Annotated in this window: 17 protein-coding genes; 2 read left to right on the plus strand and 15 right to left on the minus strand. The window is 58.5% G+C overall.

From position 1 onward, the window contains the following. Positions 1-152 precede the first annotated feature (152 nt). A complete protein-coding gene (locus tag ACEG18_RS02065; RefSeq protein ID WP_372541061.1) occupies positions 153-725 on the plus strand; it encodes a hypothetical protein in 573 nt (190 codons plus the stop codon). Positions 726-832: 107 nt separating this feature from the next. Here ACEG18_RS02065 and leuS read toward each other — a convergent pair whose 3' ends face one another. Both leuS and ACEG18_RS02075 read right to left on the minus strand, forming a co-directional pair. Further along, a complete protein-coding gene (leuS, locus tag ACEG18_RS02070) occupies positions 833-3,409 on the minus strand; it encodes a leucine--tRNA ligase (RefSeq protein ID WP_372541062.1) in 2,577 nt (858 codons plus the stop codon). Positions 3,410-3,782: 373 nt separating this feature from the next. Then, positions 3,783-5,294 carry an IMP dehydrogenase gene (locus ACEG18_RS02075; RefSeq protein WP_089571691.1) on the minus strand — a complete coding sequence of 504 codons (1,512 nt, stop codon included), beginning with the start codon at positions 5,292-5,294 and terminating at the stop codon, positions 3,783-3,785. A gap of 193 nt (positions 5,295-5,487) precedes the next feature. Between ACEG18_RS02075 and ACEG18_RS02080 the strand changes: the two genes are divergently transcribed. Beyond that, positions 5,488-5,835 (plus strand): winged helix-turn-helix domain-containing protein, encoded by a 348-nt coding sequence (locus ACEG18_RS02080; protein WP_372541063.1) that lies wholly within the window; start codon positions 5,488-5,490, stop codon positions 5,833-5,835. Positions 5,836-6,057: 222 nt separating this feature from the next. On the opposite strand, the gene ACEG18_RS02085 is transcribed toward ACEG18_RS02080, so the two are convergent. The 13 genes from ACEG18_RS02085 to ACEG18_RS02145 all read right to left on the minus strand — a co-directional run bounded on the left by ACEG18_RS02085 (position 6,058) and on the right by ACEG18_RS02145 (position 22,299). Continuing rightward, positions 6,058-7,050: a PLP-dependent transferase gene (locus ACEG18_RS02085; RefSeq protein WP_372541064.1), complete on the minus strand. Its 993-nt coding sequence runs from the start codon at positions 7,048-7,050 to the stop codon at positions 6,058-6,060. 33 nt (positions 7,051-7,083) lie between these two features. After that, positions 7,084-7,749: a DUF4956 domain-containing protein gene (locus ACEG18_RS02090; protein ID WP_372541065.1), complete on the minus strand. Its 666-nt coding sequence runs from the start codon at positions 7,747-7,749 to the stop codon at positions 7,084-7,086. 3 nt (positions 7,750-7,752) lie between these two features. Further along, positions 7,753-8,544 (minus strand): polyphosphate polymerase domain-containing protein, encoded by a 792-nt coding sequence (locus ACEG18_RS02095; protein WP_372541066.1) that lies wholly within the window; start codon positions 8,542-8,544, stop codon positions 7,753-7,755. Beyond that, the gene (locus ACEG18_RS02100) at positions 8,531-10,300 is read right to left on the minus strand and encodes a CotH kinase family protein (protein WP_372541067.1); all 1,770 of its coding nucleotides are present in this window, start codon (positions 10,298-10,300) and stop codon (positions 8,531-8,533) included. The genes ACEG18_RS02095 and ACEG18_RS02100 overlap by 14 nt, the downstream gene beginning before the upstream one ends. Next, positions 10,290-11,834, minus strand: coding sequence for an exopolysaccharide Pel transporter PelG (pelG, locus tag ACEG18_RS02105; RefSeq protein ID WP_372541068.1), 1,545 nt, complete (start codon positions 11,832-11,834; stop codon positions 10,290-10,292). The genes ACEG18_RS02100 and pelG overlap by 11 nt, the downstream gene beginning before the upstream one ends. Before the next feature lie 3 nt (positions 11,835-11,837). Next, entirely contained in the window at positions 11,838-13,265 is a 1,428-nt protein-coding gene (gene pelF, locus ACEG18_RS02110; protein ID WP_349077067.1) for a GT4 family glycosyltransferase PelF, read from the minus strand. Continuing rightward, on the minus strand, positions 13,262-15,142 hold the full coding sequence (locus tag ACEG18_RS02115) for a DUF2194 domain-containing protein (protein ID WP_372541069.1): 1,881 nt from the start codon (positions 15,140-15,142) through the stop codon (positions 13,262-13,264). The genes pelF and ACEG18_RS02115 overlap by 4 nt, the downstream gene beginning before the upstream one ends. Beyond that, positions 15,139-16,044, minus strand: a complete 906-nt coding sequence (locus tag ACEG18_RS02120) for a tetratricopeptide repeat protein (RefSeq protein ID WP_372541070.1) — start codon at positions 16,042-16,044, stop codon at positions 15,139-15,141. Before ACEG18_RS02120 ends, ACEG18_RS02115 begins: the two co-directional genes overlap by 4 nt. Continuing rightward, complete coding sequence (locus ACEG18_RS02125; protein ID WP_372541071.1) at positions 16,041-18,179, minus strand: hypothetical protein; 2,139 nt, start codon at positions 18,177-18,179, stop codon at positions 16,041-16,043. Before ACEG18_RS02125 ends, ACEG18_RS02120 begins: the two co-directional genes overlap by 4 nt. A 481-nt stretch (positions 18,180-18,660) precedes the next feature. Next, positions 18,661-19,329 (minus strand): RloB family protein, encoded by a 669-nt coding sequence (locus ACEG18_RS02130; protein ID WP_372541072.1) that lies wholly within the window; start codon positions 19,327-19,329, stop codon positions 18,661-18,663. Position 19,330: 1 nt separating this feature from the next. Further along, entirely contained in the window at positions 19,331-20,548 is a 1,218-nt protein-coding gene (locus ACEG18_RS02135) for an AAA family ATPase (protein WP_372541073.1), read from the minus strand. A 352-nt stretch (positions 20,549-20,900) separates the two neighbouring features. Then, entirely contained in the window at positions 20,901-21,800 is a 900-nt protein-coding gene (locus ACEG18_RS02140) for a ComEC/Rec2 family competence protein (protein ID WP_196031795.1), read from the minus strand. After that, positions 21,787-22,299 (minus strand): hypothetical protein, encoded by a 513-nt coding sequence (locus ACEG18_RS02145; protein WP_117776309.1) that lies wholly within the window; start codon positions 22,297-22,299, stop codon positions 21,787-21,789. Before ACEG18_RS02145 ends, ACEG18_RS02140 begins: the two co-directional genes overlap by 14 nt. Positions 22,300-22,722 lie beyond the last annotated feature (423 nt).

Genomic DNA, 22,722 nt, shown 5'->3' on the forward strand with positions numbered 1-22,722 from the left:
CGTCCCAATCCACAGGCCCGTTCGGACCCCAAGGGCATTCCTCCCCGAGCCCCTATCGATCAGACTTACGCTAAGGGACATTCTGCAACAAGCCAGCCAGCAAGTCGCGCAACGACGAACCTTTCGAGATCTTCTACGGCAAGGAGGCACCCATGAATCGCCTAGGCACCCTCTGCATGACTGCGCTCGCCATCGCAACGTGTTCATTGGCCCTCTTAGGCTGCGGCAACACGAATGGCAAAACCGGAACATGCGAGCCGAACCCTGGCAGCACCAAAGCCATCGAAAAAACCGAACCCCCGGTGAGCTTCGACAAAATAGACGAGGACATCATCGATCCCCAGGGTTTGGACCCCGACCCCCAAGAACAGTTCCCCATCGACCTTGAGGCAGACGAGAACGTCCATGTTACCTGCGTGGGCAAGGACACCGACGGCTACGGCGACGCTGCGCTCATCTTTACGGTGACCAACAACACCGGTGTCGACATGATGTTTGGCGATGTGGACTCCTATGCCTACGTCAACGGCGTGGTCCGCGATGTGCGCATGCGCCAGCAGGTCGCAGCAGGCGAGGAAACGCGCGCCATGCTCACCTTTGTAGGCACCTTCGACGACCCGGACTTTGATGTGAACAACGACCTCAACGACATCTACCTCAACATTTGGATGTTCGAAGAGGCAACGGGCAACGTTAACTTTAGGGACCTGGTACACATCCCGTAGAAGACGGTGCGACGCACTGGCTAAGCAGGGCATACAACACAAAACGAGGGACGACCCAACCGGACCGTCCCTCGTTTTGTATTGTATGCCAGCTTTACACGCAGCGCTTACTTGACCACCAGGTTGACCAGCTTGCCGGGCACGCAGATGGCCTTGACGACCGTCTTGCCCTCAAGCCACTTGGCAACGGCTTCCTCAGCGGCAGCCTGCATATCCTCATTGGAGGCATTGCGGGCCACCTCGACGCGGCCGCGGACCTTACCAAGCACCTGTACGACGATCTGCACCGTATCCTCGATGGACTCGGCCAGGTCGAACTCGGGCCAGGCGGCGGTGTAGGCGTTGCCCTCGCAGCCGAGGGCCTCGTGCCACAGCTCGTCGGCCCAGAACGGGCAGATGGGGGCAAGGACGCTCACGATATCCTTAGCCACGCCGTAGCACAGCGCCTTGTCGCGGGCGGCACCCTCGGTGGCGTTGAGGTAGGCGCTCGCCGCGTTGACGAGCTCCATGACGGCCGAGATGGCGGTGTTGAACTGGCCGCGATCGAAGTCCTCGGTGCACTTGGCGATGGTGCGGTGACGCTCGCGATAGAGCTTCATCGCAACCTCGTCGAGCGCGGACTTGTCGAAGGCCACGTTGGCGTCGCCGGACTGGACGAGCTGCCAAACGATACGCCAGGCGCGCTTAATGAAGCGGTTGGCGCCCTCAACGGCCTTGGGATCCCAGTCGAAGTCCTTCTCGGGCGGGGCGATAAACAGGATCGCCAAACGCATGGTGTCGGCGCCGTAGGGCTCGATGACCGAGCTCGGGGGCACGACATTGCCCTTGGACTTGGACATGGTGTCGCCGTTCTCGTCCTTGACCATGCCCTGGCACAGCAGGTTGGTGAAGGGCTCGTCCACACTCAGCAGGCCCAGGTCGCGCAGTGCCTTGGTAAAGAAGCGGCTGTAGAGCAGGTGCAGAATGGCGTGCTCGATGCCGCCGATGTAGTTATCGACGGGCATCCAACGGTCGGCGGCCTCGCGGGAGAAAGGCAGCTCGGTGTTGTGCGGGTCGGTATAGCGCAGGTAATACCAACTGGAGCAGGTAAAGGTGTCCATGGTATCGGTCTCGCGCTTGGCCGGGCGGCCGCAGACCGGGCAGGTGGTCTCGTAGAACTCCTTGCACTCGGCAAGGGTCTCGCCGGCGCCCAGGTCAAGGTTCTCGGGCAGCGTCACCGGCAGCTGGTCCTCGGGCACGGGCACGATGCCGCAGTGCTCGCAGTGGATGGCCGGGATGGGGTTGCCCCAATAGCGCTGGCGACTGATGAGCCAGTCGCGCAGACGGAACTCGACCTTACGACGACCGCAGCCCATGGCCTCAAGGTCGGCCACGATCGCAGCCTCGCCCTCGGAGTGCTTGCCGCCGCGCATGCCGGTGTACTTGCCGGACTGGACGAGCGTGCCCTCGGCAGCGTGGGCACAATCCCAGTCGACGGTCTCGGCATGGAAGGTATCGATGGTCTCACCGTTGGCCTCGACGGCAGCGCGGTCATCGTCGTCCAGGATGATCGGCACGATCGGCAGGTCGTACTTGCGGGCGAATTCAAAGTCGCGCTGGTCACCGCAGGGAACGGCCATGACGGCACCGGTGCCGTAGTCGGCAACGACGTAGTCGGCAACCCACACGGGAACCTTCTCGCCGTTGACGGGGTTTACCACATAGCGGCCGGTAAAGGCACCGTGCTTCTCGAGGGTGCCCTGGGCACGCTCGACGGCAGAGATATGCTTGGAGTCCTCGACGATCTTGGTGACGGCCTCCTCGTACTCCGTGCCCTCGACGAGCTCATGCAGGCCGGCGTACTCGGGAGCCAGGACAAAGAAGGAGACGCCAAAGAGCGTATCGGCTCGCGTGGTGAAGACGGTGATCTTACCCTCGTCGCCCTCAATGGGCTCGCCATCCTGGTCGCACAGGGTAAAGTCGACCTCGGCGCCCTCGGAACGACCGATCCAGTTGGCCTGCATCTGCTTGACGCGCTCGGGCCAGCCGGGGAGCTTCTCCAGATCGTCGAGCAGCTCCTGGGAGTACTCGGTAATCTTGAAGTACCACTGCTCCAGGTCGCGCTTCTCGGGCTCGGTGCCACAGCGCCAGCACTTGCCCTCGGTGACCTGCTCGTTGGCCAGAACGGTCTTGCAGGTGGGGCACCAGTTGACCGGGTTCTTCTTACGGTAGACCAGGCCCTTTTCCCACAACTTCTCAAAGATCCACTGACCCCAACGGTAGTAGTCGGGGCTGCAGGTCTTGACCATGCGATCCAGATCGTAGGAGAAGCCCATGCGCTTCATCGTGGCGAGCGCCTGGTCCATGTTCTTATACGTCCAGGCGGCAGCCTGCGTGTTGTGCTTGATGGCGGCGTTCTCGGCGGGCAGGCCAAAGGCATCGAAGCCGATGGGGTGAAGCACGTCGTAGCCGCGCATACGGGCCTGACGGGCCATAGCATCGCCGATGGTGTAGTTGCGCGCGTGGCCCATGTGCAGGTCGCCCGACGGATACGGGAACATCTCGAGCACGTACTTCTTGGGCTTGCTAGCGTCGGTGTCGACGGCAAAGAGGTTGGAGTCCTCCCAGGCCTTCATCCACTTGGACTCAATGGCCTGCGCGTCGTAGGCAGGAATCTCGTCCTTATGATCTGTGCAATCGCACATATCAGCTCCTTTGTTATCTCGGTTGGGGCGGGGCGTTCTCACCTTTGCTCGCTGCTGCGAACAGTCCTGCTCGCACGAAGAGCACATTAAGTGCTCTTCGGCTCGTGCGGAACTTGCAGCGAGCAAAGGTAAGAACGCCCCGCCACATCGTTAACTCGCATGATGATAGCAAATACGACAAGCGAGATGCCTGCGACTTGCAGGCATCTCGCTTTATCTAAATAACGTGGTTGTGAATCAACCGCTATTTGTTACCCACCCAAGCATGGTCGGGTTTTCCAAGTGCCGCAGATTGCCGTGAAAGAGGAGCGACGCGTACTTTGGTACGCGAGCGACGGTTTGAACGGCAAGGTGCGGTGCCTGGGAAAGCCGCTTATCGATAAGACACAGACTGCTGGGAGTCCTTGACGACTACGTCATGGGCGCCGCCTTCGACGATGGAGGTGGAGCTGACCAGCGTTAGGCGTGCCTTTTCCTGGAGCTCGGGGATCGAGAGGGCACCACAGTTGCACATCGTGGACTTGACCTTGTAGAGCGTGCCGCCCACGCCGTCCTTGAGGGAACCGGCGTAGGGAACGTAGGAGTCGACGCCCTCGACGAAGCTGAGCTTCGCGGCGCCGCCCAGGTCGTAGCGCTGCCAGTTGCGGGCACGCGCAGAACCCTCGCCCCAGTACTCCTTCATGTACTGGCCATTGACGTTGACGCGCTCGGTCGGGCTCTCGTCAAAGCGGGCGAAGTAACGGCCCAGCATCATAAAGTCTGCACCCATGGCAAGGGCGAGCGTCATGTGGTAGTCGTAGACGATGCCGCCGTCGGAGCACACGGGCACGTAGACGCCGGTCTCCTCGTAGTACTCGTCACGGGCGCGACAGACGTCGATCAGCGCGGTAGCCTGGCCACGACCGATACCCTTGGTCTCGCGAGTGATGCAGATAGAACCGCCGCCGATACCGACCTTGATGAAGTCGGCACCGCAGTCGGCCAAGAAGCGGAAGCCCTCGGCGTCGACGACGTTACCGGCACCGACCTTGACGTCCTCGCCGTAGTTGGCGCGGATCCACTCGATGGTGCGCTTCTGCCACTCGCTGAAGCCCTCGGAGGAGTCGATGCACAGGACATCGGCGCCAGCCTCGATGAGCAGCGGCACGCGCTCAGCATAGTCGCGGGTGTTGATACCGGCGCCGACCATATAGCGCTTGTCGTTATCGAGCAGCTCGTTGGGGTTGGTCTTGTGGCTGTCGTAGTCCTTGCGGAAGACGATGCCCATAAGGTGATCGTTGTCGTCGACGATAGGCAGAGCGTTGAGCTTGTTGTCCCAGATGACGTCGTTGGCAACCTTGAGGCTGATGTTCTTGTCGCCCACGATGAGCTGCTCACGCGGGGTCATGAACTCGGAGACCTTCTTCTGGTGGTCATCGCGGCTGGGGCGATAGTCACGGCTGGTGACGATACCTAGGAGCTTGCCCTTGGGAGTGCCGTCGTCGGTGACCGGCATGGTGGAGTGACCGGTCTTCTCCTTGAGCTCGATGACCTGCTCCATGGTCATGTCGGGGGTCAGCGTGGAATCAGACTGAACGAAGCCGGCCTTGTGATCCTTGACGGCCTTGACCATGGCGGCCTCGGACTCGGGGGTCTGGGAACCGTAAATGAAGGACAGGCCACCCTCGGTAGCGAGCGCGACACCCATGTCGACGCCCGAGACGGACTGCATGATGGCGGAAACCATGGGGATGTTCAGGGTGATTGCCGGCTTCTCACCGCGCTTAAAGCGGGTTAGCGGCGTCTTAAGAGAGACGTTGTTGGGGATGCACTGCGAGGACGAGTAACCAGGGACCAGCAGATACTCCGAAAACGTGTGGGACTCACCGGGAAAGAACGTAGCCATGTTTCTCCTTTTTCCATGCGACCGGTCGGCTGCAGGCCTCGTAGGACCCAGCCCAACCTTGGGCGCCCAATACTGGGGAAGTATCTTAACGCACTTTGACTGCTACAATGCATGATTTAAGAAGAGCACACGAGGGTTTGACGCAGGCTTTGCGTTTACCCAGCAAACACTTTAGCGAGAAGACGTGGAGCACATGGAGTACAAGACGACGGCAAAGTTGGTCATTCAAGCGTGCGACAAAGATCTGCCGGGCGTGTTCGGCCACGGCTGTGTCTTGCTGCTTCAGGGCATCGCCCGCGAGCACTCGCTCAACCGCGCCGCCAAGAGCATGGGCATGGCGTATTCCAAGGCCTGGCGCATTGTGAACGAGGCGGAAGGACAGCTGGGCTGCAAGCTCATCGAGCGCGACGGCGCCCGCGGATCCACCCTCACCCCCGCCGGCGAGCGAGCCATAGCGGTCTACGAGGAACTGCAGACAGAAATCAACAACGTCATCGCCTCAAAAGCCGACAACCTCATCGCCAGCATCAACGCGGAGTAGTCCTTTTAGGCGGTTTTTAGCCCACAGCGCCCTCGGGTTGAGGCTCGCGCCACAAAACAGGCCCATCTACTACGTTAAGTTGAATACCCACAACCATACCGGCATTATGAAATTAAAACCGCTGGTAAACAGCTTGGTAATTTTCAAAATAGGCGGGTGTGGTCGACCCCTATTGCTTAAACGTAGTAAATAGGCCGTTTTCGTGACATAGACCCCGATTAGCTACTTGCGAAGGGCGTTATCGAGAGTGGCAGCCACCTGCAGAGGGTCGTCGGTGCCGGCGAAGAGGCGGATGGCGCTCCCCTGCTTACCGCGCGGGGCCGAAAGGCGCGTTGTTGAGCCGCCGGCGGGTGATGTGCGGAATTCGTCCGGCAGTATGCTGAAAAATTCACCCGCGATGCAGTCCATCAGGTCAAACTCTACTGCCGGGCCAAAACCGTGCTCCAGGATGCCGGTCGCGATGGCATGGTCGGGATGCGAGGTCAGCCCGGGATAGCGCACGTTGCGTACCATCTCGTTGGCGGCCAGATACTCGGCCAGCGCACGGGCGCGGTCGAAGTGGGCCTGCATGCGAGCATCGAGCGAGGACAGCCCGCGTTCTAGCACGTCGGTCTCCTCGGCAGACAGGTCAAGCGCAGACGCACCGCAGTCCGCAAGCAACGCGTGTGCGCACTCTGCGGCGGCATCCACGCGATGGCGCTTGAGCGGCGAGCGCGCCACCGAAGCGGCGACGAGCTTGCGCGGCGCAACGCCGGCACACACGCGGTCGAGCGCCTCGAACGAAAGCACGGCGCCCAGACGCAGCGGGTTGCACCCAAAGACGCCCGACACAGTGTTATCAACCACGAGCAGCGCATGCGACTCACGAGCCGCGCGGCCCAGAGCGCGAAGGTCGGGCACACGCAGACCAAACCCGCCGATGGAGTTGACGAACCACCACAGGTGCGGCCCCTCGGCATCAAACGAAGCATAAAAGCCCTCGAACGTAGCAGCAAACGACGCAGCCGCGGGCTCCCCCACCAGCGCAACATCGCAGCCATCAAAGCCGCAGGCAAACGCATCGGCAAAGTCATCCGCAAAGGCCACCAAGCGATCGCCGGGCTGCACAATCCCCAGCATCGACAGCGCAGCCGGCACATGCGAGGCCGCAACAAGACACGTTTCACGTGCGCCGGCCCTTACGGCCCAGGTCTCTTCAAGCTGCTGCACGTCCACGCGACACCGCCCCTTAAATAAAACTGAACCAAACTAGCCGTGATATTCGCCGTTGTACTGAATGAGCGTCAGGTCCTCCACGCCATCGAGCGCGCGGATGGCGTCGGCATAGGGCATATCCACACCGTCCGAGAACACCTCGACGGCCATTTCGACCTTGTCACCGCGCATCGTCTTGGATTTGACGGTGAACTTGGTGCGCCCAAACGCACGCACGATATCATCGCCGGTGGTCTGACCCGAATAGTGGATGACCATCATGTACACGCGCGCCTTGTCCTGGTGACTCGCAAAGCCGGCGATCATCACCACGATGACCACCGCCGTGAGCCCCACGAGCGCATACATGCCGGCGCCCGCCGTAATGCCCGTGGTAATGGCCCAAAACAGATACAGAAGGTCGAGCGGGTCCTTGACCGCCGTACGGTAACGCACGATGGACAGGGCACCGACCATACCGAGCGAGATGACCACGTTGGTCGAGATCGCGAGCGTGACCATGCAGGTAAGCACGCACATGCCCACAAGCGTCACCGCAAAGCTACGCGAATACACCACGCCGGTAAAAAAGCGCTTGTACACGTAATAGATCAGGATGCCCATGGCGAGCGCCACGAGCAGCGACAGGCCGATCTTGGCAGGGTCGACCTGACCAAACGCCTCCAAAACGGAGTTCTTAAAAAAGTCCCTGGTGCTCATGGTCTAAATATCCCCTCGGTTCTCAAAATCCGATTCCCAGTAGTTAAAACCGCGCAGGTAGGCGGTCTTTTCGTAACACAGGCAGTACTTGGAGACCGCCGTGAGCTCAGCCGCGCCCGGAGGCACCAAATCGCGCACCAGCTGCGGGCAAAACTCCGTAAACTTGACCTCCATCACCAGCTTGCCGGGCTCCAGGACCGGCAGCACGGGCAGCGTCGCGTCAAAGATATCGAAGCTTCCCACCGCGGCACGCACGTTCATGTCAAACGTAATGCGCACGGTACCCTCGTCCATCACCCACGGCTCGCGCTCGTAGTCCACGATGGTCCGCGGGCGCATCATGTTGCAGATGCACTCGATGTAGAACTCGCGACAGAGCGGATAGGGGCTCCTCAGCAAAAAGTCGTACTCGCCGGCCAAGATGCGCTCAAACTCGTCGCGCGTAAGCGGCGCGTCCTCCTTGTAGATCCAGCTGCCGTACTTCTTTTTACGCTCGAGCTTAATCACCTTATCGCTGCCGTTATAGATGCGCACGCGATACTTTTTTCGCATGAGAATGCCGGCATCTTTTTCCTCGTACGCCGAGTTGTAATAGTCATCGAAGTACAGGCTGCGAATGGTGTAACCGCCCGAGCGCGCATGCTTGTCCAGCTTAAACACCGGCAACATGCGACAGGCAAGCGCAGCGTGCTCACCCTCGTTGATGAGATATTTGAGTTCGTGGCGATAGCGCTCCTGTGTGCTGCACTCGGGCGGGGCCGCCAAGCGCTCAAGCAGCGCGCTAGCCCTCCTCATACGTATCCTCCACGACCTTACCGCCGTCTTGCACGTAAAAACACTTCATGCCGTAGTGCTTGCCGTCGTCGGTCACATAGTAGTCAAACGCATCTTGCGTATAGCCGTCGGAGCTGGTGGCGCGCACGCGCACAAAATACTGGCCGGCATCGGGCGCATCACAGGTCACCTCGGGAAGTAGCACGTCCTCGGCCTTAAAAAGCACGTCGCTTATGGCATAGTCGCGCGCCAGCTCCACGGTATAGCGAATGTCACGCGCCTTAAAGTCGTAGGACGCATCCCAGTTAATGCGCAGCTTCCCGTTATCGATCTGCGGCACGCCAATGTAGAACGGCATGGGCTTTTTATAACTCTCGCGAAAGCTCTTGTAGTTCTCCTCGATCTCGGAGGGAATCGCCGCGGCAATCTGTTCGTATTCGTCCTTGGTGACAGGCAGGTTGTCGATATCGGGCAAAGCAAAGACCAGCGATTCGGTAACCTCGCGATAATGTTTGATCATCTTGGCAAGACGTGCCTCGGTCATATACGAGCGCAGGTCCTTTACGGCGCGGTCGAGCTCGCTGCGGAACGATTTGCTACGCAGTGCACGATTGAATAGCACGTTGCCCCAGTAGTTGCTTACGCCGCGCTCCCAGCTCGCATAGTCCGAGAACCCGGCAAGAGAAAGCTCCAGCTTACGCAGCATACCGTCGTTGTCCCAATCGAGGATGTACCACGTATCGGAGTTGAGAGGGCTGTACAGATAGCAGTTACGGTTCTGCGTATCGCAGTTGCCCGTCAGGATCTGAAACGCCAGCCAATAGACCAAATTCTCGGTATCAAAGTAGGTGTCGAGCACATCGTCGATCTTTTGCGTATCGTCGTTGAGCGCATCGAGCATCTCGATTAACTTGGTATGGTCCGAGTCGCCCTTAATCTCGAGCATGCCCTCAAACGCCGTCTGGTTATAGTCGGGGTCATCGGCAAGCTTAATGGTGTCCTCGTAGCGATGGAAATCAAAGCTGTTCACCTTATACAGGTGCCCGCTCTTATCCAGGCCATGTGCCTTAAGCGCCGTCTTGTTGAGCTGCTCCACCTGCGTAAACAGGCCGTAGTCCTCAAAGGTATCGTTGGACTTTTCGGTTTGGTCGCACACCCACAGATGCACAAACTGCGTGCGCAAGCCCATCATCTGGGGAATCCCACGGATGAGGTCATAGGCCATCTTGTTGCGAAAACGCATACCCTCGCCCATGTGCTTGTTAAGCGCAATCGCACGCTGATGGCGCCAGGTACCCTTGCCCTTTTTGAGCTCCACCTTGTAATTCTTTTGCGAGTTCATGCTCGATGTCTGACCGCGCACCTGCACGGTAGCATTGGGCGCTTCCTCGCCATAGCCAACCTCGCCGGCCACCGGACCGTCTTCGTCGCCCGCCTGCAGCAGGCCCATAACCTGATAGCGCGTCACGCCCATGTCGGCATAGTCATACACCGAGTACGTGTTGATCTCGGCCCAGCTGTGGTCGGTGTTCTCGGACCTGTTACCGCGCGAAACCGTCAGGTACATGGTCACAATGTCCGAGTCGTCGTAGACATCGTAGAGCTCGTCCTTGTCGCGCAGATGCTTGACCTCATTCGAGGCCTCAGCCTTTTTAATCTTGTCCTGCTTTTTGACCTTTTTGGTCGAGGAGTCTTCCTGCACCGAGCAACCCGAAAGCAACAGCGCACCGGCAGCCGCCTCAAACAGGCGACGGCGAGACATCATCCTATCGGTCATCAGAACCTCCCCAATGCTTGCGATACACGTGAGCTACTGCGCGCTCAAACGCGCCATGTAGCTCACCCTTATGGCGACCTTCCACATAGCGCTGCTCGGCACGGTCGAGCAAGCGGCCCAGCTGTGTAAACCAGCCCGTCTTGTCGGTCGCCACAATGGGCTGCTGGCTCAGGATACGATACGGCAAGTTGGCGGTATAGGTATCGAGCCGCAGCAGCGCCACGATAAAAAACACCGCCGCACCCAACAAAAAACCAAAGCCGTAAAACTGCTGCGGCAAAAGCAACGACACGGCAGTCGCCAGCCCGGCCACACCGGCAAACAACCCCGAGGCCAGCACGGCCCCCTTATAGTCGGTAAAGTACAGCAAGATGAGCATCACCGTATTGCCCACGGCATACAGGCCATAACCCACGCATAGCGTGCGAAAATACCCGTGCATAAGGTTGTTAAAGCCCAGCGGCAGAGCCGAGAGCACCGTGGTCTCGAGAGAAATGACCGCAGCGGTCACAAACAGCTGCTTGAGCGCGCAAAAGCGCAGTTCGCTGTTGAGCGTGGAGAGCATCTCCTCCTCGGCCACCACAATGTCGCCTACCACGCCGCCGTCGTTGAACAGGCTGTAGTAGTCGCGGTAGCGCGGATAGAAGTTGACCTCGACCGAGACCACAAAGTTGACGGTCGTGACCAGGATGGTCAAAAACGCGATGAGCGCCGGCACATCGTAGTAGGGCGCACCATAAAACAAGCCCTTGACCTGCACGCCAATGGGACCGGCCCAAATGATCACCAGGTGCGCAAAGAGTCCCAGATTGGTTAACAGGCCCGTGAGCGCAAGCGGCATAAACTGATCGAGCCACTGCAAAAAGAGCCAGGGGCTGCGATCGCTCTGAGGAAAATACCGGTATAGCAGCACCACGTCCCAGGCGAGCATGACGCCGTAACCTAGGGCGATTGACGCCAACAGGCCCTCGACCGGCGGCAGCCCCAGTTCCAGCGCGGCCAGGGCGCACAGGCATGCCACACCAATGGCAGCCGCAAAGCTGCACAGGATACCGCGGTAATCTTTGATGGCCGTGAGGTAGCTCATGCCATTCCAGTTGACGATCATAATGTTGAACAGCCACAGGCACAGCAGCCCCTGCAGCAGCGTAGCGCCCGAGAACAGCAAAAAGACGCCGTAGAGCACCGTGCCCGCAACGAGCATGATGGCATTAGATCCCCAAAACGAAGGCAGGATCTCATCCTCGCGCTCGGCAAAGAGCATGTCGGCCAAAAAGCGCGTGACCGGCATGGAGAAAAAGCTTGTGAGCGTGAGCGATGCCAGCAGCGTATAGGTCACCATGCACACCAGCAGATCTTGGTTGGCGCGGCCCACACCCCACAGACCGCACAGCACCAAAATACCCACCTGGAGCAGCACGCCAAGCAGCATGGGGCCCGTGCACACAATGCCGGCGTAGCCATAGGCGCGCATCGTGGCAAACAGACCCTTGCGCCTAAACAGGCGTTTGAGCTCAAAACCGATTCCGGCCACCGGCTACTCCCCCTCTCTGGGCAGGTCAAACGCACGCGCTGTCTCGTCGTACAGCGCGCGATAGTTGGCGAGCATCTGCTCGTGCAAAAAGTACGTGGCGACGCGACGCTGGCCGCGCTCCCCCATCTCAATGCGGCGGGCGCGGCTTGTGCACATGCGCTCCATGGCATCGGCCAAGCCCTTGCGATACATGGGCGGCGTCACAAAACCTGCCACGCCAAAGTCATCGCCCGGAGCGCCTTCGAGCAGCTCGCGGCAGCAGCCCACCTCGGTCGTCACGCAGGGACGGCGCGCTGCAAGCGACTCCAGCACGCTGAGCGGCTGGCCCTCGGAGATGCTCGTCAGAATGGTAAAGTCGAGCTTTTCCATGTACTCGACCACGTTGACGCGGCCGGTAAAGATCAAGTCACGCACGCCCAATGTCTCCACCAGCGCATGACACTCGGCGCCGTACTCCTCATCGTCCACGCCGCCCATAATATGCAGGCGCACCTTAGGCAGGCGCTCGTGCAGTTCAAAGAAGGCATAGATCATGGTCTTGACGTCCTTGATGGGCGCCAGACGCACCACCGCGCCAATGTCCACCCAGCCGTCATCGGGCTTTAAGGGAATGTCCTTAAAGCGGTCGAACTGAATGCCGTTGGGGATGACCAGGCATTTGTCCGCATCGCAGCCCATATCGATCTGCGTCTTGCGGGCGTTATGAAACAAGCTCGTCACGCGGAAGGCGCGGCGGTAGATCTCCTCCGAAAGCAGGTAGAAAAAGCGAATCCAGCGGTCCTTAAACGACGGCACGACCCAGTCGGCGCGAATGATCTCTTCCTCGCGCTCGCGGGTATAAATGCCGTGCTCGGTCAGCAGCACCGGAGCCTGGTGAACGCTTGAGCCCAGGCAGGCGAGCAGGCCGCCGTAGCCGGTCGAGATGGCGTGGTACACATCGGCCACCGGCACCTCGCTGCCCAGAAGGTAGAGCACGGGCAGCAACATGGAGCGCATAGTGTGGAATGCGTCGGCAAAAGGCGTGTAGGGGTACTCGGCCAGGCACACGTCGCGAAAGATATCCATAAACGTGCGGCTCTGCAAAAACGAGAGCGGATGCACGCGACGGCGCTGGAAGATATCGAACAACACGTCCCAGTCCGGATTGGAGAGCGACACCAGGCGACGCAGCGCCTCGCGCTCGCGGGCGTTAAAGTCGGCCTCTTCTTGCTCGCCCGAAAGCCGCAGGGCATCGTCCAGAAATACCTCGTGCACCTCGACCACGTTGCCGGGCAGCTCGTAGACAAACTTGCCGCGGTCGGCAGCATGCGCGCCAATCACCCACAGCACAAACTCGTGCTCGGGCATGGCCTGTATGTAGCCGTGCATCCAGGTGGACACGCCGCCGTGCACATAGGGGTAGCAGCCCTCGAGTACCAAGCAGATTCTCATTTATCGCCACCCTCCTTGCGTGCAATGGTCACCGTCTTGTCCGTGGCTTTAACCAGGTACAAATCGCCCGTCAGATGCGTAATCTCGCCACCCGTGACTGCACCCGGCTCGCCGTTGTTGGCGCGGAACATGAGCCACGCCTCGTCGTGGAAATTGCCCAGGCTGAGCGTCCAGGCATTCGCGTCTGTATCCACGCTCACCGTCACGGACGAAAAACGCTGGATGGCGCCCGAGCATTCCGAGCCGGTCTGGCGCCGCAGGTCGGGCGCAGACTTGGAAAGCCAGTCCAGGTAGTCAGTCAGGCCGCCCTTGTAGACCTCCCAGCCCTCCTTGGCGCCGCGATCGGGATCCAGCAGGTCGTCCGGATGCATAAAGTGCGTGCTCACGTAGTGCATGTTGAGCTCGGACACGGCAGCCAGGCGCATGTAGGAATCGTCGACCATGCCGCCCGAGACAATGCGCGGCTGCTCCACAATGCCATCGCTCGCCACGCCAAACTCCTGCACGTACGGCAGGTCGGTGCCATCCTCAAAATACGTACTGGCGATGGTCTTAATGCGCGGAACGTCGGTGCCGATAAGCTTGCGCGCACGGGCCGAAAGGATATTCGACGGTGGCACATAGACCGAGCCGTGCGCATTGGGCAGCACCTCGTCCTGAAAGGCGATAAGCTCGTTGAGAGACGCGACGAGCGTCTCCTTGTTCTTCCACGTCTTGTAGTCGTACAACGTGCCATAGTCGGTGTCCCAGAGCGCCAGCGGCTGATGGTTGTAGCCGTGAAAGCCCAGCTCTCCGCCCATCTGCAGCAGCATGCCGCCAAAGTAGCGGAACTGCGTGGTATCGGCCTGGCGCGCGGGCTCGGTCTGGTTGACCGCGTCCTCGTAATTTTCGATCATCACGCCAGTAAAGCGAACGCCATATTTTTGCGCGAGCTTTTGCAGATCGGGCCACCAGACCTTGGCATAAAAGTCGGCGATGGAAAGCCCGTAGTCGCGCTTGATGTAGGTGCCGTCGCCCGAGGGCACGGGGCTGGGAAAGTCGTCCAGATAGAAGACGGCGCTGTTGATGACGGGGTAGGCCGTGGCATCGCCCAGCAGGCTGATCGCCGCGGCATAAAAACCGCGCATGACCTTGTCATAGATACCGATATTGCACACCACGGTGCGACCGCTACCGCAGTCATTCGACCAAATGAGCGGGGCGCCCGCATCGCCGGTCTTAGCCCACACACGAGCTGTCTCGCGCAGCGAAACCGAAAGCGACGAATCAAAGGGGTCCGAGAGCTCGTAGCGCTCTCCCCCGCCCAGCATAAAGTCCTCGCTCGGCACAATGCTTTCGGCTTTTACATAGTCATATCCGGCAGATTCAATGCCAAGCTTGGGAGCAATCACTTGCAGATAGCCCGAGTTATCCGGAGGCATGGCGAGCATAAGCGAACCGCCGGCACTCACCCAACTCATAATGTCGCTCAGGTGCGTACCGAGCCCATCGAGCGACGGCATGAGCAAAATCACGCGATCGTAGGAGGTCAGCGAGGGAATGGCATCCGCGCCGTCCAGGGCAAGGTCCACGTCGCGGTGCGCGATCTTCATGTCGAGCAGAATCTGGTCGAACTGCTCCTTTACGTCCTCGACGCCAGCTTGATCGGAATCGGTAATGACCAGGCACGTGGGCTTTTGGCCAAATATTGCCGAGGAAGCCGGCAGCGCATCGTTGGCGGCAATCATCCCCAGCTTATGCTGGCCCGCACTGTACTGTACGCCGGCGCGCTCCACCAGCAGCACGGCCGCCATGGCAATAAAGACCGCCCACACCACAAGCAGCCCCATCCAGCGAAAATGGCCCGCACGGTCGCGGATATGCTGTACCACGCTCATCGGGCCTCCTCTCCGTTGCGCCAAAACGCCAGTTCCTCGCGGTTGGCGGCGCTCAAGTATACATGCTGTTTGTCAATCGCATCGATCACGCGGTGGACCTCGTCACCGTCGCGGCGCATCACCGCCAGGCGCAGGCAAAGCATCCAAACCTCCTGCTCCTCGGGCACGTCGAGCACCAGCTGGTCGGTCACGGCCTGCGCCTCGTCGATCTGTCCGGCATCGGCCAGCGCCGTCGCGTATCGAATGCGCAGCTCAAGGGTGTCCTCGCGCTCGCAGCGACGCGCAAGCAGGCGCGCGTACTGTTGGCGCTGAATCTGAGCCACGCGCCCCTCGGCCAGGCCCGAGCCCAAGTATTCACCAAGAAAATCGCAGTATTCGTTGAGGTTTTGCACGCTCGGGTCCGTCTTAAAGGCACGCTCCAGCTGCTGCAGTTTAAGGTCGGACTCCTTGGAGATCTGCGCCACCGCCGTCGCGGCATAGTGAGCCACCTCAACGTCGTCGTTAAGCTTAGCCGCCTGCAGGTTCGCCAGGTACGCGTCGGGCTCCTCGGTGAGCATGGAGAGCATTAGGCGGCGCCGTTCTGCCGGGTCGTTGACGATGAGCGCCTCCTCGAGCGGCACTACGCCTGCATCGGCATCACGTTCGTGCACTAGGATGCTGCGATGCAGGTCGTCGTTGAAGCGCAGCGACTCCAGCGCAGACTCTTTCAGCCCCTCGCCAAACACCGCGCCGCGGACCGATAGCAGAACCACCAGCAACGGGCCCCACAGCGGCACCAGCACTATCACAGCCAGCATATGCCCGCGCACCGGCAGCAGGCCCAACTTCATGAGCGTCCACAGCATCAGACAAACCAGAGCATGAATCAGCAACAAGACGGCGGCAACGACAAGCGAGATCAAGCGGCACCCCCCTCACCGTCACCGGTGTAAGCGATGTGCTGCAGCAGCGCCACGATGTCCTCGCCGTCGACGGGCTCCACCGCAATCTGCTTTGCGCTCAGGCGCTCGCGGATAATGGGCAGATCGCACGCCCTTGCCTGGCGCATAAGCAGGTAGAGCATGTCACCATCGACCAGGCCCGCCGCATCGCTCTCGCGGATTGCCGACCCAATTGCGCCCACCAGCTCGTCGACAGGCTCCATGCCCGGTACCACGCGCAGGAGCAAAAAGCTGCCCATCTTGCCATCTGCCAGCGCCTGCTCGGCCGCGAGCTCTTGGCCAAAGGCAGCCTGCTTGAGCACGCAAGTACCGTCAACGCAACGCTTATCCTGTGCCACCGCCTCATAGTCAAAGGCACGGCCCAGCGCGCTTTCGACCAGGCCGCACAAGATGCGGAACAAGTTTTGATAATAGAGGGTCATTTGGTTTTCGGCCGCGCGACGTACAAAGATCAACACGGCGGGTGCCCCGTCGCGCTCGATCGTGTATCCAAACATGGGAAGCCCCGGCGTCAGCTCGCGGTTCACCCACAGATTCGAACGACCCCCGTCGCCCAAAAGAGGTGCAAGCTGCTCAAGCGTGAGCGAGCGTGCGGCATCTTCGGCAATCGCGGGACTTGCTGCCACCAGGCGTGCAAATGCCCCGCCCGAAACATGGTAGATCGCCACCGAATCGTTCTCGAGGATCTCGCCCAGAAGCTCGCAGCACTTGCGATAGATGTCTCGTGGGTTGAACACGTCGAGCTCCTGCGTCACGGCAAAGATCTTGCCAAAGCTGTCGTGGCGACCCACGATCTGGCGCCTGTACGCGCGCTTGTCCTCGATCGCGTCGTGGTAGAGCTGCGTAAGGAACGTATTGCGGTTGCGCACGAGCTCGTTTTGATCGCGCTCCGCCCTAATGGCTTCGCTGTTGCGCAGCTGCACATAGCCGCACACGGCACCCACAACAAAAGTACACATAAACGGCAGCCAGTTGGACGGCTCGTAGAACAGGCCCTGGAAGGTATAGCCGTACAGAGTAAAGTAGCTCGCAGCCAAACCCACCGACGCCAGCAGCGCCGCAACCAGGCCAAAGTCCAAGCCATACAGCGTGCCGATGAGCACCACGTAGAGCAGGCGATAATCGAGCACGTTGAGCTGGGTCGATTGGGAGAACAAGCGCTCCAGTACCTCGAACAGAACCCAGGCAACGCCCGTCTCCAAGCATTTAATAGGCAGCGTGCGCATTTGAATGCGGTCGATGGCGGCGCGCAAGGGGTTGACCTTCTTTAAGCGACCAGCATCCCAACGCGCTTGAATGGTCGAGAGGTCGCGCAGCAAGTCGTAGCGCTGAAACCAGCCATAGCGCACGCGAGCGACGTCGCTGGCGGGCAGGGCGTAGCCGGCAGAATCGCCATAGGCAACTGAGAGCCCTGGGAACAGTGCCTTGAGGGCGTCACCCAACTCACCCACCGTGTGATGGAAGGTATCGGCTACGTCGAGCGTCTCAAAGTTACCATTCCAGCTGTCGAAGATACGGCGTACCAGCACCGAAAGCTCCTCGGCACACAGCAGGGGAAACGCCGCATCCTGCGCGCCCTGCAGAGCGGCCGATCCGGTTGAGCATGCGTCGAACAGCGGCACCAAAAACGGGTCCTCCAGCGCGGCAGACGCGGTATACAGGAACGGCACGCGCAGGATCTTGGTCTGAACGCCCTCGCGAGCAGCGTAGTAGCGGCACAGGTCGTTGGCTGCGTGCGCGATAATGCCCTTGCCCGTTCGCCCCGCGGCATCGGCGGCACCCTCGGCACCCGCGGGCCCCGCTACATACAGTAGTTGGACCCGGCGACCCGCGCACGTACGAAAGACCGAGCGCAGCAGCTCGATTTCGCCCACGGTATCGGTATGCGGGGTAAGGTAATTAGACAGGTAGACCACGCGATCGAACTCGTAGGCCTGATCCAAGTGCTGGAGGAGCTCTTTCCACGAGGCATGGAGCGACGACTCGTCGCGGCGCGCTTCCTGCGCGGCTACGACCTTAACGTGGTCCCCGGGGAATGCCTTGGCGCAAAAGTCATCGTCAACATATGCGGTGTTGCCAACAACCAGCACCTCCATGGCGCACCCCTCCCCTAAAATCCACTTTAGTCATAGTCAAACATGCGTATTTTACGCTGTCAACGCGAGTTGGAACGCCTTTAAGGCTGTTTTAAGAACTTTTTTAGAAGATATGGGGACATCGAGGGTGCTAAATGCGCGCCCAATCCGGAAGTATGCGGCAAATTCTTGACATGCCGACCACACTAGATAGTGACAACGTTTTTACCTGCGGTTTCTTTACATGAAAAGGGCGATGTGCTCGAGGGTTCCGAAATTTGCCGCATACTTCCGTCGAGCGATTCCGGAAGTGCGGTGAAAAACCGAGATCTGTCGACTAGGCCCCTGTTTTGGGCATCCGCGACCTGCGGTTTTGTTGCCGAAAACGGGGTGTGCTCGACGAGTTTAGATTTTTCCCCACACTTCTCTTACGCACCGGACTTGCAATAGCGCAGTACAATCCGTCAATCGCCCTAAACGGAAAGCCAATCCACAGACTCGACTAGCCAACCAGATACGGCCCGATTACATCGAAAATTTCGCCCACCTTAGTTGCAGGGTTTTGCGCGGATGGCTTAACGTTACCCAGTCCCCTATGGTATGTGACGAGGCGCCCAACACGCTGCAAAGCCTCGCCTCGTTTGCCGTCCACCACCTCGAACAGCCCGTCCAAGTTCTTGCGGTACTCGATGCCCAGGTCTCTCGACATCTCCTGCGCGAGGGCATGCTGGCAGTCGGAAGCGGACATATGCGCGGTCGTGTAGCGAAAGTGCAGAAGCGGCCACAGCTCGAAGCAGGGGTTCGACCACAACGCATGGAAGGTCCTCGAACCATCGGAGAGCTCGTCGCATTTGCGCTCCATCGCGTCAAAGTCGGACGCAGGAAAGTCATCCTTGTCATACACGAGCCACACATGGTCGAATGTCTCGGGCGCATAGCGGCAGTGTTCGACGGCGAAGTCAAGTAGGTCAAGCGTGTGTTTGCCGGTCCCCTTAACGACAATGGCAACCTTACGCTCGTTCGCCGCGCCCAGCGCCGCACGCACACCCTCAAAGTAGCGAGGCTCGGTCTCCTTGCCCTCGCTCACCACAAGATGACGCGTCATCTGAACCATGCGCGAGCGGCCCTCTCGCTTGCCGCTACGCCAGCCCTTCGACTTCTTCGCCACCATGCTAATACCACTCCTCGATGCGGGTGAGGTACGGATCGGCGCCGTAGCGACCGGACAGGTATTGCTTGTCGAAAGCCGCGTTCTTGCTTACCAGGTTACCGTTTGCCTCGTGGATGTCGGCGAGAGACCACAGTTGACTCGCCTCCCCCTCGCCGCGCGCAGCGAACCATATCTCGTCACGGCGGAACACATCGTTTCGCATGGTTGACACATCCTGGGACGAGAAGATGAGCTGCGCGCCACTCTTGTTGACCTCAGGATCCTTAAACAGCAGAATCACATAGCGAAGAAGTTTCGGGTGCAGTTTGGCGTCGAGCTCGTCTACCACAACGGTGCCACCACGCCCAAGCGCTGTCATCAGATACGCAGCCAACCCCATGAGCTTCTGGGTTCCGGCAGATTCCTCGGATAAACGCAGCTCGTACGCCTTGCCGCTTACCTTGTGCCTCACGAAGACGCGCTGGCCGCGCCACTCCGGCGCCCTCTCCACTCTGAAGCCATCAATACGCACATCAACGGCGCGCAAAAAACGCGTGACCTCGCGCGAGTCGCCCTCGTCGAGCATTTGCTCGAGCATCCGCTCCAGGTAGGAACTGTTGTAGTTGAGAAACACAGTGTCGAGAAACCAGCTGGCCGCCTCCTGGACCACCGGCGCATCGAAGTTGATGCAAAGGAACGATAGGTACGGCAGGCTCGGGTTGAACCTCGCAGCCGTCACAAGCTTACGCAGTGTGGGGCCGAGTTCAACCTTTGTATCCTCGCGCTCGAACAGCATCGCCGTACGCGACGCTCCCAATTTACGCCGCCACAGCCCTTCGGACACGATCTCATCGGCGTGTACAGACAGAACATAGCGGTACTCATGCTCACCCGCGCGGTAATAGAGCTCGAACTCGGTGGGCTCGGCAGCAGACACGTCATCGAACTCAAACGCCGAACAACGGGCTATCAAAGGGCGATCACCCTCTGGCGCATCAGAGCCGGCAGACAGCAATCTAATTGGTCTGGCCACCGCCGAACGAACGTAGTCAAGAGCCTCGAGCAGATTAGACTTGCCGCCGGCATTGGGCCCGTACACCGCAGCCACCGGAAGGAAACTCTGCCCGTCAGAACACTCTATGAGGGAACGCTCAAACTCCTTCATCGGCGTCGCCTGCATGGAAAGCTCCGCCTCGTCGCGATAGGACCGATAGTTCTTAAAGGTGAACTGGCAAAGCATGTTACTCAACATTCCTTTCATTGTTTTGAAAAGGTATATCAGAGTTTTTCTTTGATTATAGACTTTAAGTATGCTAAATCAAGTGCTTGCTACATCAATGAAAGCAAGCGCAAGGTGCAAACCGCCCTTACTCGACCATCCCATTGCCGGAATGGCGTTCAGCTAACACGTCGCATTACATGCATGAAAAAAGGGCGACACTCTCCAACAGAAAGCGTCACCCTTAAAGCTCCCAAAAAGCTTTTGTATATCAGGACGACATTCTACACTATCTCAAGGAGACTGAAGGTCGTATCATGGCCTGTAAGGCAAAAGCACAGACAGGCCATGATTGAACGAGGCAACAGCAGGACTAGCGATCACCGCAATCAAAAGAGCCCAAATAATACAGCGAACCCTTCACAACCGAAGCATTAGGGTCTCGGTCTAAGAAATTGACGCTGTAAGAAGGAGATCCAACGTAAACGTGAGTCTTACCGGCCTCGCAACAGAACAAAATATCGCCAGCGCTGTTCTGTGTCAGAGTGTTGTAATTCGAGTAATACTCAAGCTCGTCTGACGGAGCTTTTCCCACAACGATCAACCGAGGGTCCAGCTTATCCAGCCATGTCTTAGGAACGCGACCGGACTTCCGTCCATGATGCGGCGCAAAAAGAATGTCCACAGGCGAAAGCGCAATGTCATCTTCGATCGCCTCCATGTAGTCATTCTCCATGTCACCAAGCCAAAGCGCACGGACCCCTTCATCAAGAGAGTAGACAATCGCAGGACTAATATTATTGGGTTTATCAGAGCTTTCGGCATCCCGCAAAGCATCCCGGAAGGTCTCATTATTCACATCGGGCCAGAGGACGCTAATCCCAGCAGAACCGCGCTCACCATCAGAAACGTTCATCCATTTGCGCTTACACCCCTTGTATATTTTGTAAGCGCACGACGACTCCTTCAGATCTTTATACTTTTTGAAACTCTCAGTCTCCGTGGACTTGGAGACATTATTGTCAACGTAATAGAAATTTTTAATAAGCCCGAGCTCATCAAGATACTCAATACCCTGAATATGATCTTGGTCCGGATGCGTACTGATAAAACGAACGACGCCCTTTTTCCCTGCAAGGTTTTTGACCTCATCAAGGATTTCCGACTTACGCTCATCGGTAATATTACAGTCAATCATGCTGAAGTTATCAGTATTGTGATTGATATAAAACATGTCGCCGTTATCAACGGACAGAGACTTAATCTCGCTCATGGTTATCACACTCCTCAAGATTGAAGTTGATTCGTTTTTCTACATACCGTTCCTGCTTGATCCAGGAGGCAACAAATAAGGCGATAAAAGAGCACAGCGCCGCTGGAAGCCGATGAGATTCCGGCAACAATGATGCAAGCAGAATAATTACGAGCAGGACACCGGCCCCCGCCAGGCTGCGATACATATTTGAAATCATTAAGAGCTGCTCGACCTTTGGATCGCGTTTCTGAGCATATGCAAAGGCAGAATAGTCCCGCTTTCCGGTCGGTTGTAGTTTGCGGACCAACGGTTCAATGCAAAGAGAGCCAATCCGCGACGCAATAAGACCGAGAACATAACTCATCACAAATAGTGCCAGCCAGTTAGAGCAGTCGATACAACTGCCCAACGGCATCTGACTGACGGAATATGTTACGAGTGCACCCGGTAAGAGCACATTGAACAGATCGTAAGCAGAGATTTTTCCAAGCAAATCATCTAGATAGTTATTGGCCAATAATTACGCACCTCCAAGAATCCAAAAGCCATCCTTCGCATTTTTTACAAACTAACCCACCCCGCCACGCAAGTGTCAGGTTCTTGAAGAAGAGCTATTTGGAAATGATTTGAACAAACGGGGGCGCATACTGCTGTTGACCAATAAGCGCACACGCCCCTAAAGAAATTTAATGGACCATCAATATGGCCTCGATTTTGACAACTATTCCATCCGACTCCTTCCGAACAATTAGGTTGTAATGGGGAAACGACGCTTCTCGTTGTTTCAATTGTAGCCCTTCGCCAGTTCCATATCCTGTTTTCTTTTTTGATGATGAGCACAAGATGTTGTGTTTTAACAGGTAAACGCAGCTAAAATAATGCGGAACTTATTCACGCGAAATTACGAGTCAGCTCATCCCCTTGTAGACAGCACCCTTGA

Origin of the sequence: Collinsella aerofaciens, from assembly GCF_041537385.1 — a bacterium.
Taxonomy (GTDB): Bacteria; Actinomycetota; Coriobacteriia; order Coriobacteriales; family Coriobacteriaceae; genus Collinsella; species Collinsella aerofaciens_BV.